Raw genomic sequence first — 15,890 nt, forward strand, 5'->3', positions numbered from 1 at the left:
TCCTCACCCCTTGAGGCCGCCTGCGAAACCCTTGATCACATAGCGCTGGAGGAGCACGAAGACCACCAGGATCGGCAGGGCGGCCAGCACCAGCCCCGCGAAGACGAGGCCGTAGTCGGAGACGTACTGCCCGACGAAGGCGAAGATGCCCACCGGCACGGTCTCCCGGCCGGAACCGCCCAGGTACAGCAGCGGGGTGAAGAAGTCGTTCCAGACGAACACGGCGTTCAGGATGATCACGGTGCCGGTGATGGGGCGCAGCAGGGGGAAGACCACCCGGGCGAAGGCCTGCCGGTGGTTGCAGCCGTCGATCAGCGCGGCCTGGGCGTAGTCCTGCGGCAGCGCGCGGATGAAACCGGTGTACAGGAAGACGGTGAACGGCAGCTGGATGCCGGTGTAGAAGAGCACCATGCCGTGGTACGTACCGAGCCAGCCCAGGTCGTCGACGAGTTTGTAGAGCGGGATCATGCCGAGCTGGAACGGCAGCACGATGCCCAGCAGGAACAGGACGTACAGCCCGTAGCCGATGCCGCGGGCCCGGCGCGCCAGGTAGTAGGCCCCCGTGGACCCGAGGACGACGAGGAGCAGCAGGCTGACGGCGGTGATGACCGTGCTGCTGAGCAGGGCGGGCCCCAGCGACGCGGAGGACCAGGCGTTGCCGAAGTTGTCGAAGGTGGGCGGCGAGGGCGGCGCCAGGGGCGAGTCGGCGATCTGCCGGGGGTCCTTCATCGCCAGGGTGACCAGGGCGTACACCGGGAAGAGGAAGACGACCGCGACGGCGATCATGACCAGTTCGAGGGCGTACCGTCCGAAACGGGGTCCGCGGCCGCCGCGGGGCCGCTTTCCCACCGGACCGCGGGCCGTTGCGACGCTCACGCGGTGACCTCCCTCGCGCGCAGGTAGCGGAGCTGTACCAGGGACACCGCGGCCACGAACAGGGCGAGCACCAGGGCCACCGCGGTGCTGTATCCGAACTTCCCGTAGACGAAGGCCTCCTTGTACAGCACGGTCGACAGCGTCTCGCTGGAGGTGCCGGGGCCGCCGTTCGTGGCGGCGTACACCTGGTCGAAGAGCTTGAGGCCGCCGATGGTCGACAGCATGAGGTTGATCGTCAGCGCCGGGGCCAGGAGGGGCCAGGTGACGTAGCGGAAGCGCTGCCAGGGGCCCGCCCCGTCGATGCGCGCCGCCTCGTGCAGCTCGGCCGGCACGCCCTGGAGCCCGGCCAGGAAGACGACCATGGAGTAGCCCGCGTACTGCCACACGACCATCGCGGCGACCGACCACAGGGCGAGCGAGGGATCGCCGAGCCAGTCCTGGCGCAGCCCGCCGAGCCCGATCGCACCGAGGACCCCGTTGAGCCCGGCGCCGTTGTCGGGGTTGTAGATGTACTTCCACAGGATCGCGACCATGACCGGGCTGACTATCGCGGGCGCGAAGAAGATCAGCCGCAGCACGGCACGGGACCGGATGCGGGCATGGACGCCGAGGGCGAGCAACAGCCCGATGCCGTTCTGGACGACGACCACGGCGACGGTCAGCAGCAGGGTGTTGCCGACGGACTCCAGGGCCCGGTCGTCGTCGAGCAGGGTGCGGAAGTTGTCCAGGCCGGTGAAGGAGAAACCGCCGATGCCGGACCAGTCGGTGAAGGCGTACATCACCCCGGCGAGGCTCGGATAGAGGACGACGACCGCGTAGACGACGAGCGCGGGCACGACGAAGAGCCGGGGCGGGAGGGTGTGGTCACGGCGCCGGGCCGGACGGCCGGGACCGGGGCGCGGCCCCGGCCGCTTCCCGGCGACCGCGCGTTCCTCGGAGGAGGTGCTCGTCACAGTGCCTTCCCGTAGGCCTCGTCCATCCGGGCCAGCGCGCCTTCGACGTCCGTCTTGTCCGCGAGCAGTTCCTGCACGGCGGCGAAGTGGGCGGGCTGCACCTCGGCGTTGGGCCAGCTCTGGTCCATGAAGGGGACGGCACGGTTGTCGTCGATGAGGGGCAGGAAGGAGCCGAGGACCGGATCGATCCTGGTCGAGGAGTCGCGCTTGAACGGGATCGCGGCCACGGACTGCGCCCAGCGGTCGACGTTCTCCTGCTTCCCGAGGAACTCGACGAACGCCTTCGCCCCGGCCGATTTCCTGGACCGCGCGGAGATCCCGACCCCGACGACGATGCCCGCCGGGATCCACAGCTTCCCGGCGTCGTCACCGCCGGGGAAGGGGAACATGCCGAGGTCGTCGGGGTTCCGGGCGGCCTGGCGGAAGTTGGCGAGCACGGCGGAGACCTGGACGGCCATCGCCGCCCTGCCGCCGGCGACCATCGAGGTCTGCTGCTCGTACGTCGTCCCGTTGGGGTTGTCGTTGAAGAAACCCCGGCGCTGCAACTCCTTGTACCTGCCCATGGCCTCGGCCCATCCGGAACCACGGAAATGGGCCTTGCCGGAGGCCATTTCGGCGTCGAATCCAGGATTCTTCGCATAGACGGCATTGGGGACCAGCGCGTAGGTGATCAATTGGGTCACCCAGGGGGTCTGGGCGCCGAGCGCGATCGGGATCACGCCCTTCGCCTTCAATTTCGTGCAGACGGCGAGGAGTTCGTTCCAGGTCCGGGGCGGTTCGACCCCGGCGTCGGCGAAGACTTTCTTGTTGTGGATGGCACCGATGACGCTGCTGCCCGCCGAATACAGATAGGTCTTGCCCTCGTGCCGGTAGGCGGGGTGGAAATTCTTCGGGACCTCCTCGGTCCAGCTCTGCCCGCTGAGATCGGCCAGCAGCCCGGCCCTGGCCAGCTCGACCATGGACATGGCGCTGCCGCTGCCGGGATAGAGCACGTGCACGTCGGGGGCGTTGCCGCCGGCGAGCTGGGTGCGCACCACCGTCTGGACCTGGTCCGTGGGCGCGAAGGAGGTGGCGAACGAGGCGTCGGGGTGGGACTTGCGGTAGCGCGCGACCATGTCCTCCATCGGCTTCTGCTGGTCGGCGACGCCGACGACGCGCAGCTTCCCGGAGCCGCCGTCCGAGCCGGAGCAGGCCGTCAGGACGGGGGGAAGCGCGGCGAGCGCCGCGGCCCCGCCACCGATGCGGAGAAAGCCGCGGCGGCCGACCGCGCCCCGGCCCGGCCGGGGATGGGAAGGCGTCGTCATGGTGTGTCCTCCTCGTGCTGACGGACGGGCGGGTTCGATGTGCCGCGGCCGGGGACGGGCGACGGCCGGACCGTGCCGGGCGCCCCGGGGGGAGTGCCCGTCGGGGCGTAGGCGGCGGTGAAGCGGTACGTGCCCGAGGACACGCGGTGGAACACCTGGCCACAGGCGGCGGTGACCGGTGCGACATGGGGGTCGCCGGCCCCCGGCACCGCTCCCGACTCGCGGACCGAGCCGGGGTCCGTGGTGGGCACGTACACGTCGGCGGTGGCGCCGGGCGGCACCCGTACGCACAGGATGATCCTTTCTTCGTCCCGCTCCCAGGAGACCGCGACGGTGCCGCGGACCGATTCGTGGCGGGCGCTCGCGCGGCGGAGGGGGCCGGGCCGCGGCCGGATCAGCAGCCGCCGGTACCCCGTGGAGTCCGGCGCCTGGTCCAGGCCCGCGACACCCCGGTAGAGCCATTCGCCGATCGAGCCGAGCGCGTAGTGGTTGAAGGAGTTCATCGAAGGGGCGCGGAACCCCGCGTCGGGCGTCCACCCGTCCCAGCGTTCCCAGATCGTGGTGGCGCCGTGCCGCAGGGGGAAGCGCCACGACGGCACCTCGTCGCGCAGCAGGAGGGCGTGGGCGAGGTCGGAGTGTCCGTGGGCGTCGAGGACGGGGGCGGCGAGCGCGACCCCGAGGAAGCCCGTCAGCAGGGCGGGACCGGCCGAACCGACGAGTTCTGCGAGCCGGCCGGCGGCGGCCCCGGTCAGGGGTGCGGGCAGCAGCTCGAAGGCGAGCGAGACGAGGTACCCGGTCTGGGTGTCCCCGGCGACGCGCACCCGGGGGCCGTCCGCCCCGGCGTCGTCGACGGTGACGAAGCGCTCGGCGAAGACGCGACGGATGTCGTCGGCCAGCCGGTGGTACCGCCGGGCGGTGTCCTCCTGCCCGAGGACACCGGCGGCCTTCGCGGTGAGCCGGGCGCTGTGCGCGAAGTACGCCGTGGCGATGACGTCGCGCGGGGTGGGGGTGCCGGGGGCGAGCCAGTCGGAGAAGTGCGGGCCCACCCGGTGGCGCCAGACCAGATCGGGGTTGTGACGGCGGATCAGGTCGACCCAGGCGCACATGCCGTCCAGCGCCCGGGAGAGGAAGCGCGGATCGTCGTAGACGCGGTGCAGGTGCCACGGGACGATCACCCCCGCGTCGCCCCAGCCGGGCGCGCCCTCGTCGGCCACCCCCACGAGCCGCGGGGCGACGTTGGGGAAGCCGCCGTCCGGGGTGCGGGCGTCGTCGACGTCGCGCAGCCACTTGGTGAAGAACGCGGCGACGTCCGCGTTGAGCGCGGCGGTGGGCAGGAACACCTGCGCGTCCGCCAGCCAGCCGAGCCGCTCGTCGCGCTGCGGACAGTCCGTGGGCACGCTGACGAAGTTCGAGCGCTGCCCCCACGCCACGCAGTCGTGGAGCCGCCGCAGCTCGGCGTCCGAGCAGTCGAACTCCCCGGCCCACGGGGTGTCGCTGTGCAGGACGACGGCGACGACATCGTCCTCCGACAGCTCCGGCAGCCCGCTGATCCCGGCGTACCGGAACCCGTGGTACGTGAACCGCGGCTCGAACACGACGGGGCCGCGCCCGTCCCCGACGAGCACGTCGGTCGCGGCGGCGGTGCGCAGATTCGCCGTGTACAGCTGCCCGGCTCCGTCCAGGACCTCGGCGTGACGGACCGTCACCCGGGCCCCGGCCGCGAGCCCGGCCACCCTCAGCCGCACCCGGCCGGCGATGTTCTGGCCGAAGTCGACGACATGGGTGCCGGACGAGACCCGGCGGACCGAGCGCGGGCGCAGCTCCCGCGTCGCCCGCACGGGCTCGTCGACGGACGCCACGAGCAGTCGGTGGTCGGTGTCCGTGACCAGGGCGGGGGACCAGTCGGAGTCGTCGAAACCGGGCAGCTCCCAGCCGTCGCGCGCGTGGCGCAGGTCGTGGCACTCGCCCATCAGCAGATCCGCGTGCCGCACCGCCCCGGTGGCGGTGCGCCAGGTCCCGTCGGTGACCACCGGGGCGTCGGTGCCGTCCGCGCCGGTCGTCCGGAGCTCCGCCAGGAACTGGGGGAACGAGCCGTAATGGGCCCCCGCCCGGCGTGGCTCGAAGCCGACGAACCCGCTCCACCAGCCGTCGGCGAGGGTGGCCGCCAGCACGTTCTCCCCGTCGCGCAGCAACCCGGTCACGTCGTACGTCTGGTACTGGACGCGGTGGCGGTAGTCCGTCCAGCCGGGTGCCAGTTCGGCGTCGCCGACCCGTACGCCGTTGAGCCGCACCTCGTACAGCCCGCGCGCGCTGACGTACAGCCGGGCCCGGGTGCCGGCCGCCGAGGTGAAGGAACGCCGCAGGATCGGGCACGGGGCGAGCCCGTGGTCGTCGAGGGCGAACTCGCCCTCGGTGGGCGCATCCATGACATCGACCGGGCCCGGTTCGTGGGCGATCCACGCCGCCCGCCACCGGGCGGCGCCGGTGAACGCCGTCTCGAACCAGGACGTGGCCTCGGCGGGGACGTCCGTCCCGGCCCGCCACACGGACACCCGCCAGTGACAGCGCGTCAGGGGCGTCAGGGGCGGCCCGGCGTACTGGACGGCCGTCGCACCGGTGTCGGCCACCCGGCCGGTGTCCCACAGGAGTTGGCCGTCCCCGTCCAGGTCCTCGACGCGTTCGGCGACCCGGACCCGGTAAGCCACGGGATCGTCGCCCCGGTGGTCGGACACGAGCCGCCAGGACAGCCGGGGCGCGGCCTCGTCGATCCCCAGCGGGGTGGTGCGGTGCTCGCACCGCAGGGCGTGGGGTCGCAGCGTCGTGGTTCCGGAACGGCTGTGAGCCGCCCCTTCGGAGGGTCGGGAGACGGGTGGATCGGCTGCCGGGGAACCGGACACGAGCACGTCCTTCCGTCGCACCGAATTTCCCGATGTGAAATCTAACGTTAATTCTGTGGCGTGGAGACTATGAGCCGCCCTGGGGGGTGTCAAGGGTGTTGCCGATGTGTCTCCCGTTCACCTCGGAAAAGGGGTGATGTTGCCCCAACTAACCGTCTGTGAACGGTATTGCGGACGTCGGCGGGTGGTCTTGTGGCACGTGATTCCCTGTGATATTCACCCTGTGATTACCACATGGACGGACGTGAAATCACGTGCCGCTCCCGGCTCGTACCGGACGGAATTCCGCCCGACGAAGGGACGAGTTTCATGCAGATGGACAGTGCGTCAAGTGGTACCGGAGCGTTCGGCAGACGGATGATGCTCGGCGGAACGATCGGCCTGGCCCTGGCCGCGGCCGGCGCCTCCGCGGGCAGGGCATGGGGCGACACGCCCTTCCACGAGGACCCGTTCGCCCTCGGGGTCGCGTCCGGCGACCCGTGGCCGGACGGGGTCGTGCTGTGGACCCGCCTCGCCCCCCAGCCCCTCGCCCCCGACGGAGCCGGGGGCATGCCGCCGTACGCCGTCGACGTGCAGTGGGAGATCGCCCGCGACGAACGCTTCAGGTCCGTCGTGCGCCGGGGACGCACCCGCGCGGTGCCCGAACTCGCCCACTCCGTCCACGTCGAGGTCTCCGGACTGCAGCCGGGCAGGCACTACTACTACCGCTTCCGGGCCGGCGGCGTGCACAGCCCCGTGGGACGCACCCGCACCGCGCCCCCGCCGCACAGCCGGCCCAAGGAACTCGACTTCGCCTTCGTCTCCTGCCAGGCGTGGTTCGAGGGCTTCTACACCGCCTACCGGCACCTGGCCGAGGAGGACGTCGACCTGGTCCTGCACCTGGGCGACTACATCTACGAGAACCCCATCGACGCCATGGGCGGCGTGCGCAACATCCCCGTCGCCGCCGAACTGCGCCCCGAGCCGATGAACCTCGCCCAGTACCGCAACCGCCACGCCCTGCACCGCTTCGACCCCGACCTCATCGCCGCCCACCGCGCCCACCCGTTCGCCGTCGTCTGGGACGACCACGAGGTCGAGGACAACTGGGCGCGCGACAGGTCCAAGGTCGACACCGAGCCCGACCAGGACCCCGCGGTCTTCCGCGAGCGGGCGGCGGCGGCCTTCCAGGCGTACTACGAGCACCTGCCGCTGCGGCTGCCGAACCGGCCGAACGGATTCCGGGCACGGATGTACCGCAGCCTGCGCTACGGGCGGATGGCGACCTTCCACATCCTCGACACCAGGCTCTTCCGCGACGACCAGCCCTGCGGCGACGGCTCCAGGAGCGGCTGCACCGACCGGCTGACCCCCGGCCGCACCATCCTCGGCCCGGAGCAGGAGCAGTGGCTGTACCGCGGCCTCGGCCGCTCCGACGCGACCTGGAACATGATCTCCCAGCAGATCCCGGTGACCCAGGTCGACACTGACCCCGGCCCCGGCCAGACCTTCGTGATGGACTTCTGGGACGGCTACGTGGACGCGCGCCAGAGGCTGTTCAAGGAGATCACCGACCGCAGCGTGAACAATCCGGTGGTGCTCACCGGCGACATGCACCGGCACCTGGCCGCCGACCTCAAGCAGAACTTCGACGACCCGGAATCACCCACGCTGGGCGTGGAGTTCGTCGGCTCGTCCATCTCCACCAGCAAGGACGGCATGGACCTGGACCCCTCGGGAGCCAAGCTGCTCGCCGCCAACGAGCACATAAAGTTCACCAACTTCCAGCGGGGATACGTGCGTTGCGCGCTGACCCGGGAGACCTGCCGGGCCGACTTCCGGGTCCTGCCGTACGTGACCGCCCCCGGCGCACCCGTCTCGACCCGGACCTCCTTCGTCACCGAGGCGGGCAGGCCCGGACTCCAGCAGGCCTGAGCGGGCGGCGGGCCCGAGCGGACGGCGGACCGCCCCCGCCGGGAGAGCGGCGGGGGCGGTCCGTATCCGGTCCCGTCCCCCTCGCCGCCCACGTGGGCGGCGAGGAGGACGGTCAGGCGGCGCAGCCGCCCGACGGGGACGACGCGCCCGGGGTCACGCGCTCCCGCCGCCCAGCGGCGGGTAGGCGTTGCGCACCAGCTCCTGGAACTGGGCGGAGAACCAGTGGCCCGCGAGCGGGGAGTCCGGCAGGGCCCCGGACGGGTTGTAGCCGTTGCGGCCGTTCCCGGTGTACGTCGGATCGCACATCCGGTCGAAGCCCTTGCCCTCGTCGTTGTCGATGGGCCGGCTGTTGCCGTCCGACTCGCCCGGCGGCTTCGCCCAGACGTAGGCGTCGATGCCCGGCTCGGGGGCGGCGGTCGGCCGTTCGCCGATGCCCGCACCGCTCTGGTTGCACCAGTTGCCGGCGTGGATGCGCCGGTCCACCCGGCCGCCGTCGACATAGGCGTCCACACCGGTCAGCGGGCCCGCCGAGGTGGGCCGGGCGGAGCCGCCCCAGCCGTTGCGGGCCGTGTCGATCAGCATGCCGATGTCCGGGGCGAAGCCCTGGCGCACCAGCTCGGTGCGCAGCGCCTGCGCGAACGACAGCTCGTCGACGTAGTAGTTCCAGTCCACCCACTTGGACTGGCGCACGGTCGTCCCGTTCACCGCGTCGGTGACCTTGAAGTGGGGCTCCTCCAGGGCCGAGTAGTTGGCCGTGTTCACGATGAAGCCATGCACGTCGGAGACCGTCGCCCCCTCCGTGGTGGCGGCCTTCTTGAACTCCTGCGCCGCCGGTACGAAGTTGGAGTCCCAGCCCAGCCAGCCGTGGTGGGCGGCGTCGACGTAGTTGTAGACGTTGGGGATCGCGCCCAGGGTGTGCAGGGCGTAACCGACCCCCTTCTCGTAGTTGCCGTTCGACTTCATGGTCGCGCAGGCCTCGGTGGAGCCGTCCGTGCCGCCGGCGTTGGTCACCAGGTTCGGCAGCGAGTCCGGCTCGATGAGGGTGACGATGCGCAGGCCCGCGTAGGCCGGGTCGGCGAGGATGTCGGCGATGGGGTCGATGTACTCGTTCCGGTACCGGTCGATCTCCGTGGGACCGAGTTCGCCGTTGGAGGCCAGCGCGGCGCAGTCCCGTCCCGGCAGGTCGTAGACGACCACCTGGAACAGGTCGGCACCCTGCTCCAGCGCCGTGTCGAGGTGCTCGCGCAGCCCCTTCGCGTTCCCCGTGCCCTCGATGGCCGCGATGCGGTCCATCCAGACGAACGAGGGCTCGTCGGCGATGGCGCCACCGCCCGGTTCGGCSGCGGCCCTGGCGGACCAGTCGGGGTTCACGTAGGGGGTGGCGCCCGCGTAGGGGTTGTCGACCCGGGCCGCGGCCGACGCGGGCGGGGGAAGGGCGACCGTCAGCGCCGCGCCCAGTGCGAGTGCGAGGAGCGCGGCCGGCCTCCGGCGTGAGGCGGCCGGCCTTCGGCGTGTCCCGTGCGAGGTGGTGCCTGTCCTTCTCATTGCGGCTCCATGTTTCTCTCGGGTGCCCGCGGGAGGTCGGCCCGCGGACCTGGGGGGTGTGCCGTACCGGGACAGCGGCTCGGGGTGCGCTGCCCCGCACCGGACCCCGCCGGTGAGGGCGGTGGCCGTCGGTGCGTCGTGGGGGAGAGGTGCCGGAAGAGGAGCGGCGTACGGGGGGTGCGCGCGGTGCGGAATGGGCCCGTGGGACGGTGGAACCTGGCGTGCGGGGGTGCTCCCTACGTCGGACGCACGGCCGTCGCCGTGTGCGATTCTTGATTGTGGGAGCGCTCCCAAGGTGGCGTGATGATGCGCACCTGTCAAGAGTTGAAGCGCAACCGCCTCGCGGTCCCGCGGTGGGCGGAAGTCGGACGAGAGCGACCCGACGGCGCGCAATCGCAGGTGAAGGCCGGTGTCGCCGGGAACCGGAGAAGAGCGTTCCGCCCGTGCCCGGCCGACCGGCCCGGGAAACGGCGATCGCCCTCTTCGCCGACGGGTGAAAGGGGCTATCGAACGGATGTGCCCCTGGGTGATGGGGAGGGGGACGCGGTCCCACGGCCTCGGGGGCCGACGGAACCGGGGCCGGTGCTGGGGCGATCGCGGTCCTTGACCGGTTCGGGCTTCGCGCCCGACGCGATCGGCGCCGGCGGGATCGACGGAACAGCGGTCGGCGAGCGCGGGCTCTTGACCCTCACGTGACGTCAGGCCGCATAGTCGGACCCGTGAAAGACCACTGGACCGTGGGGCGGGTGGCCGAGCTGGCCGGTGTGACCGTCCGCACGCTGCATCACTACGACGAGATCGGACTCGTGCGTCCTTCGGCGCGGACCCCGGCCGGGTACCGGGCCTACTCGGCGCGTGACGTGGAGCGGCTCCGGGAGGTGCTGGCCTACCGGCGGCTGGGCTTCGGTCTGCGAGAGGTCGCGGAACTGGTCGGCGACCCGTCGACCGACGCGGTCGCGCACCTGCGCCGACTGCGCGGCCTGCTGCTGGAGCGGCGCGACCGCGCCGACGCCATGGTGGCGGCCATCGACGGGGAACTCGGGGCACGGGCGAAGGGACTGACAGTGACACCGGAGAAGCAACTGGAGATGCTCGGTGCGCGGCTGTACGACGCGATCGGCGGCGCCTACACCGCGACCCGGCGCACCGAGCCCCGGATCGCCGCACAGATCCTGGACGCGCTCGGGGACGCGCAGAGGGTGCTGAACGTCGGGGCCGGCACCGGTTCCTACGAGCCCGCCGGTCGTGACGTGACCGCGGTGGAGCCATCGGCGGTCATGCGGGGGCAGCGGCCCGCCGGCTCGGCGCCGTGCGTGGCCGCCGCCGCGGAGAGCCTGCCGTTCGAGGACCGGTCCTTCGACGTCGCGATGGCCGTCTCCACCGTTCACCACTGGGAGGACCCGCTGGCGGGGCTGCGCGAGATGCGGCGCGTGGCCCGCCGTGTGGTGGTGCTCACGTTCGACACCGACGAGCCCGGATGGCAGGACCGGTTCTGGCTCACCCGCGACTACCTGCCCGAGTTCGCCATCGTCCTCACGGGATTTCCCTCGCTTGCCGGGATGGCCGACGCGATCGGCGCCCGCGCCGAGCCGGTACCCGTCCCGTGGGACTGCGCCGACGGCCTGTTCGAGGCGTACTGGCGCCGACCCGGGGCGTATCTGGAGGATCAGGTGCGCCGTGCGACGTCGGTGTGGACGAGGGTCGGGCCGGAGGCCGAGCAGCGGGCGGTGCGAAGCCTCGGCGACGACCTCGACTCCGGCCGGTGGGCCGAGCGCAACAGCGACCTCGTGGACCTCGACGCGGCAGACCTCGGCCTCCGCCTGCTCATTTCCTGAACGGACACCGGCAGGCCGGCACCTCCCGAGGCCGTCTCAGGACTCGCGCGTCGCGGCCATCCCCAGAGTGATCAGGCCGAGCACGACCCAGCCGAACCAGAGCCAGCCGCTGCTCCCCAGCGCCACCGTGTACGCGGTGACCACCACCAGGGCTACCAGCGTGAGCACTCCCATGGTCTTCGTGGATCCGGACATGCCCGCACCCTCCTCGTCGGCCGCACGGCCGTGGGTGCCATCGTCACCCCTGAGGCGTGTCCACCGCTACCGTCCGCGCGCCTGCAAAGAGGCGAGATAGGCGTTGTACGCCTCCAGCTCCTGGTCACCGTTGCGCTCCGCCGCACGGTCGGAACGCTTCGCCGTCCGCTGCTCGGATCGGTACCACTGGAAGACCAGCGCGATCAGCACCAGCACCGACGGGATCTCGCTGAAGGCCCAGGCGATGCCGCCCGCCCAGTTCTGGTCGCTCAGCGCGTCGATGCCGAGCGAGGCCGGCGGATGCTGGTACGTCTCCACCATCGGGGTGGACGCCATCATCAGCGCGATGCCGAAGAACGCGTGGAACGGCATCCCGGCGAACAGCTCCAGCATCCGCATGACGTAGCCGGGCCGGTGCGGCCCCGGGTCGACGCCCATGATCGGCCAGAAGAACACCAGGCCGACCGCGAGGAAGTGCACCATCATCGCGATGTGGCCGGTCTTCGAACCCATCAGGAAGTCGAAGAGCGGGGTGAAGTACAGCGCGTACAGGCTGGCGATGAAGATCGGGATCGTGAAGGCCGGGTGCGTGATGACCCGCATGTACCGGCTGTGCAGCAGCATGAGCAGCAGCTCGCGCGGACCGGTGCGGCCGCGCCCGGCGACCGGCAGCGCGCGCAGGGCCAGGGTCACCGGGGCCCCCAGCAGCAGCAGGATCGGCGACAGCATGCTGATCACCATGTGCTGCACCATGTGCACGCTGAACATGACCATGCCGTAGTCGTTCAGCTTGGTGCACATCACCAGGGCGATGCTCAGCACGCCGACGACGAAGAAGACGATCCGGCCGACCGGCCACTCGTCCCCGCGTCTGCGCAGCCGCACCACGGCGTACCCGTACAGGGCCAGGCCCAGCACACAGCCGATGAGGAAGAACGGGTCGGCGGAGAATTGAAGCCCCCGTCCCAGCGTGAACGGCGGCAGGTCCATGTTCATGCCGTGCCCGCTGTGGTCCATCTGTTCACTCCCGCTGGGGACATCCCCGTTTCGCGCCGGTTGTCCCGACCAGAGTAGAACCGCCCCCGGCCGCGGTTGCGGCCGGGGGCGGTCCCGGGGTCGGGAGGTCGCTCAGAGCACGCACTCCGCCTCGGCGTACCGCTCCGCCGGAACCGTCTTCAGGGTCTCCACGGCCTGGTTCAGCGGCACCATCACGATGTCCGTGCCGCGCAGCGCCGTCATCATGCCGAACTCCCCGCGGTGCGCGGCCTCCACCGCGTGCCAGCCGAAGCGGGTGGCGAGCACCCGGTCGTACGCGGTCGGCGTGCCGCCGCGCTGCACATGGCCGAGGATCACCGGGCGGGCCTCCTTGCCCAGGCGCTGCTCCAGCTCGGTGGAGAGCCGGGTGGCCATGCCGGCGAAGCGCTCGTGCCCGTAGATGTCCTTGGTGCCCTGCTCGACCTCCATGGACGAGCCCGCGCGCGGCTTCGCGCCCTCGGCGACGACCACGATCGCGAACTTCTTCCCGGCCGAGAAGCGCTTGCCGACCACCTCGGTCAGCTCGTCTATGTCGAAGGGGCGCTCCGGCACCACGATGGCGTGCGCGCCGGCCGCCATGCCCGAATGCAGGGCGATCCAGCCGGTGTGGCGGCCCATGACCTCGACGATGAGCACCCGCTGGTGGGACTCGGCGGTGGTCTTGAGCCGGTCGAGCGCCTCGGTGGCGACACCGACGGCGGTGTCGAAGCCGAAGGTCACGTCGGTGGACGCGATGTCGTTGTCGATGGTCTTGGGCACACCGACGATCGGCAGGCCCGCCTCGGACAGCAGGTGGGCCGCCTTCAGCGTGCCCTCGCCGCCGATCGGGATGATCGCGTCGAGGCCGAGGTCGGAGACATGGCCCCGGGCCTGCTCGACGCCGCCGCGCAGATGGGCGGGCTGGACCCGGGAGGAGCCGAGGATCGTGCCGCCGCGGGCCAGGATGCCGCCGACCGCGTCGAGATCGAGCCTGCGGTAGTCGCACTCCAGCAGGCCCTTCCACCCGTCGTGGAAGCCGATGACCTCGTCACCGTGGTCGACCACCGCGCGATGTACGACGGAACGGATGACGGCGTTGAGGCCGGGGCAGTCGCCGCCGGAGGTGAGAACACCAATTCGCATTGCCCGGGAAACCTTTGCAACGTGGGCCGACGACCGGACCCCGTCGTCCGGTTGGTTCCCCGCCACCCTACCGGCGCAGGGTGGCGGGACCGAACCGGGCGTCCACCTGCTGGAATCTGCTCAGACGAGCGAATCCGACCTCATCAGGCGGGCTGTGTCGCGGACGCGATGCGCTCGGCGCGCAGCGCCTCGTACCAGCGGTCGTCGGTCGGCGGCAGGGCGTTCACATCGAGGGCCAGCTTCAGCAGCAGGTCCGCGATCTGCGGGTTGCGCGCCATGACGGGGCCGTGCATGTACGTGCCGAAGACGGTGTCGTTGTACGCGCCCTCGGTGCCGTCGCCGGTGCCGTTGCCCCGGCCGAGCTTCACCCGGGCGAACGGCCGTGCCGTCGGGCCGAGATGGGTGACGCCCTGGTGGTTCTCGAAACCGGTCAGCGGCGGCAGGCCGAGGTTCGGGTCGATGTCGGCCAGCACGTCACCGACGCACCGGGCCCCCTCGCCGCGGGTGGAGACCACGTCGAGCAGCCCGAGGCCGGGCTCGCGCTCGCCGAGGTCGTTGATGAACTCGTGCCCGAGGATCTGGTAGCCGGCGCAGACCGAGAAGATGATCGCGCCGTTGGACGCGGCCCGGCTGAGCCCGCCGTCGCGGCGCAGTCGTTCCGCGGCCAGGCGCTGCGGCCGGTCCTCGCCCCCGCCGATCAGGTAGATGTCGCCGGACGTCGGCACCGGCTGGTCGCTGCGCACGTCGACGCGCTGCACGTCGAGCCCGCGCTGCCGGGCCCGGCGCTCCACCACCAGCGCGTTGCCCTGGTCGCCGTAGGTGCTGAGGAGGTCGGGGTAGACCCAGACCAGACGCAGACCGTTGTTGCTCATGCTTCGTCCTCTCCGGAGGTGGCCGGGGCCGGGGTCAGTTGCCGACACGACGGCGCAGATCCTGGAAGGCGGTGTAGTTGGCGATGACCTCGATGCGGCCGGGCGGGGCCTGCTGCACGGCCTCGTCGAGGGTCTCGCAGACCCGGAAGTCCAGACCGGCCACTTCGAGGCGGACCGCCAGGTCCAGCTTGCGGTCGCCGAGCACGAAGATCGGGTGACCGGCGAGCTGGGTGTAGTCCACGTCCCACAGCCAGGAGGTGTCCGTGCCGTCCGCGCCGCGGGCGTTGACGGAGAGGATCACCGGCGTCGGCGGCGGGTCGATCAGGGAGAACGTCTCCAGCCAGCCCGCCGGGTTCTTCGCCAGCAGCAGCCGCAGCTCGCGGCCGAGGAAGGTCACCACGTCGTAGCGGCCGGCGACGGCCTGCACCTGGTACATCCGCTCCAGTGCGACCTGCGGCGGCACGCCGAAGACGGCGGCCACGGCGGCGGAGCTGGTGGCGTTGGCCTTGTTGGCGCGGCCGGGCAGCTGGAGGTGGATCGGCCAGGCCGAGCCGTGCGGGTCCAGCACGTAGTCGCCGTGCAGCACCCAGCTCGGCGCGGGGCGGCGGAATCCGCACTCGCCGCAGAACCAGTCGTCGCCCGGACGCTGCATCACACCGCCGCAGGCGGGGCAGGACCAGGCGTCGTCCTTCCACGCCTGACCGGCCGCCACCCACACCACGTTGGGGGAGGAGGAGGCCGCCCAGACAATCAGCGGGTCGTCGGCATTGGCGACGATCACGGCCTTGGAGCCGGACAGTCCCTCACGCCACTTCTCCGCCAGCATCCGGGTCTCCGCCGCGCGGTCCAGCTGGTCGCGGGAGAGGTTGAGCAGCGCGATCACCTTGGGCGTCGTGTCGCGGGCGACTCCGGCCAGGTACTTCTCGTCGACCTCGATCACGCCGTACTGCGCGTCCGAGCCGCCGGCCAGCGCCGAGGTGATGCCCGCGGGCATGTTGGCGCCGAGCGCGTTCGACACGACCGGGCCGGCGGCCCGCAGTGCCTCGGCGATCAGCCGGGTGGTCGTCGTCTTGCCGTTCGTCGCCGACACGAGGATCACGTCCAGGTGCTGCGCCAGCCGCCCCAGCAGGTCGGGGTCGAGCTTGAGCGCCACCCGGCCGCCGATCACCGATCCGCTGCCGCGCCCCGCGGCGCGCGACACCGCCGCCGCGGCCCTGCCCGCCGTCACGGCCAGCTTGGCCCGTGGCGACAGCGGCTCCGTGTTGCCTGCCATCGTCCTAGATCCTCCTTGCATCGGTCCGTGCCCAGCCTATCGATGTCCGGCGCGACGGCCGCACCCTGG

General features: G+C 71.6%; 12 protein-coding genes. 2 read left to right on the top strand and 10 right to left on the bottom strand.

What is annotated here, in order from left to right:
• Positions 1–3: 3 nt before the first annotated feature.
• From EAO76_RS23140 to EAO76_RS23155, 4 genes are read right to left on the bottom strand one after another with little or no spacing between them, the layout of a single operon-like run.
• Entirely contained in the window at positions 4–876 is an 873-nt protein-coding gene (locus tag EAO76_RS23140; protein WP_262375676.1) for a carbohydrate ABC transporter permease, read from the bottom strand.
• Positions 873–1,829: a carbohydrate ABC transporter permease gene (locus EAO76_RS23145; RefSeq protein WP_262375677.1), complete on the bottom strand. Its 957-nt coding sequence runs from the start codon at positions 1,827–1,829 to the stop codon at positions 873–875. The genes EAO76_RS23140 and EAO76_RS23145 overlap by 4 nt, the downstream gene beginning before the upstream one ends.
• Positions 1,826–3,133, bottom strand: a complete 1,308-nt coding sequence (locus tag EAO76_RS23150) for an extracellular solute-binding protein (protein WP_148837863.1) — start codon at positions 3,131–3,133, stop codon at positions 1,826–1,828. The genes EAO76_RS23145 and EAO76_RS23150 overlap by 4 nt, the downstream gene beginning before the upstream one ends.
• Positions 3,130–6,030: an alpha-L-rhamnosidase gene (locus EAO76_RS23155; RefSeq protein ID WP_148837864.1), complete on the bottom strand. Its 2,901-nt coding sequence runs from the start codon at positions 6,028–6,030 to the stop codon at positions 3,130–3,132. The genes EAO76_RS23150 and EAO76_RS23155 overlap by 4 nt, the downstream gene beginning before the upstream one ends.
• A gap of 309 nt (positions 6,031–6,339) precedes the next feature.
• On the opposite strand from EAO76_RS23155, the gene EAO76_RS23160 reads away from it, so the two are divergent.
• The gene (locus tag EAO76_RS23160) at positions 6,340–7,944 is read left to right on the top strand and encodes an alkaline phosphatase (RefSeq protein ID WP_262375678.1); all 1,605 of its coding nucleotides are present in this window, start codon (positions 6,340–6,342) and stop codon (positions 7,942–7,944) included.
• A gap of 153 nt (positions 7,945–8,097) precedes the next feature.
• Here EAO76_RS23160 and EAO76_RS23165 read toward each other — a convergent pair whose 3' ends face one another.
• Positions 8,098–9,489: a glycoside hydrolase family 6 protein gene (locus tag EAO76_RS23165; RefSeq protein WP_148837865.1), complete on the bottom strand. Its 1,392-nt coding sequence runs from the start codon at positions 9,487–9,489 to the stop codon at positions 8,098–8,100.
• 737 nt (positions 9,490–10,226) lie between these two features.
• Between EAO76_RS23165 and EAO76_RS23170 the strand changes: the two genes are divergently transcribed.
• Positions 10,227–11,324 carry a MerR family transcriptional regulator gene (locus EAO76_RS23170; protein WP_187438761.1) on the top strand — a complete coding sequence of 366 codons (1,098 nt, stop codon included), beginning with the start codon at positions 10,227–10,229 and terminating at the stop codon, positions 11,322–11,324.
• A 36-nt stretch (positions 11,325–11,360) separates the two neighbouring features.
• Here the strand turns inward: EAO76_RS23170 and EAO76_RS23175 are convergent, their stop codons facing one another.
• From EAO76_RS23175 to EAO76_RS23195, 5 genes are all read right to left on the bottom strand, one after another.
• The gene (locus EAO76_RS23175; RefSeq protein ID WP_148837867.1) at positions 11,361–11,519 is read right to left on the bottom strand and encodes a hypothetical protein; all 159 of its coding nucleotides are present in this window, start codon (positions 11,517–11,519) and stop codon (positions 11,361–11,363) included.
• Between the two features lie 66 nt (positions 11,520–11,585).
• Entirely contained in the window at positions 11,586–12,536 is a 951-nt protein-coding gene (locus EAO76_RS23180) for a cytochrome c oxidase assembly protein (protein WP_148837868.1), read from the bottom strand.
• A gap of 111 nt (positions 12,537–12,647) precedes the next feature.
• The gene (locus tag EAO76_RS23185) at positions 12,648–13,676 is read right to left on the bottom strand and encodes a 6-phosphofructokinase (protein ID WP_148837869.1); all 1,029 of its coding nucleotides are present in this window, start codon (positions 13,674–13,676) and stop codon (positions 12,648–12,650) included.
• A gap of 143 nt (positions 13,677–13,819) precedes the next feature.
• Entirely contained in the window at positions 13,820–14,548 is a 729-nt protein-coding gene (locus tag EAO76_RS23190) for a type 1 glutamine amidotransferase (RefSeq protein WP_148837870.1), read from the bottom strand.
• A 34-nt stretch (positions 14,549–14,582) separates the two neighbouring features.
• Positions 14,583–15,821, bottom strand: a complete 1,239-nt coding sequence (locus tag EAO76_RS23195) for a MurT ligase domain-containing protein (protein ID WP_148837871.1) — start codon at positions 15,819–15,821, stop codon at positions 14,583–14,585.
• Positions 15,822–15,890 lie beyond the last annotated feature (69 nt).

The sequence above is a fragment of the Streptomyces sp. sk2.1 genome, from assembly GCF_008120935.1.
Lineage (GTDB): Bacteria > Actinomycetota > Actinomycetes > Streptomycetales > Streptomycetaceae > Streptomyces.

Bases quoted from the DNA above. Each gene is read 5' to 3' on its own strand.
- EAO76_RS23160 (WP_262375678.1), top strand. From the start codon at position 6,340: ATGCAGATGGACAGTGCGTCAAGTGGTACCGGAGCGTTCGGCAGACGG.
- EAO76_RS23190 (WP_148837870.1), bottom strand. From the start codon at position 14,548: ATGAGCAACAACGGTCTGCGTCTGGTCTGGGTCTACCCCGACCTCCTC.
- EAO76_RS23180 (WP_148837868.1), bottom strand. From the start codon at position 12,536: ATGGACCACAGCGGGCACGGCATGAACATGGACCTGCCGCCGTTCACG.
- EAO76_RS23175 (WP_148837867.1), bottom strand. From the start codon at position 11,519: ATGTCCGGATCCACGAAGACCATGGGAGTGCTCACGCTGGTAGCCCTG.
- EAO76_RS23185 (WP_148837869.1), bottom strand. From the start codon at position 13,676: ATGCGAATTGGTGTTCTCACCTCCGGCGGCGACTGCCCCGGCCTCAAC.
- EAO76_RS23150 (WP_148837863.1), bottom strand. From the start codon at position 3,133: ATGACGACGCCTTCCCATCCCCGGCCGGGCCGGGGCGCGGTCGGCCGC.
- EAO76_RS23195 (WP_148837871.1), bottom strand. From the start codon at position 15,821: ATGGCAGGCAACACGGAGCCGCTGTCGCCACGGGCCAAGCTGGCCGTG.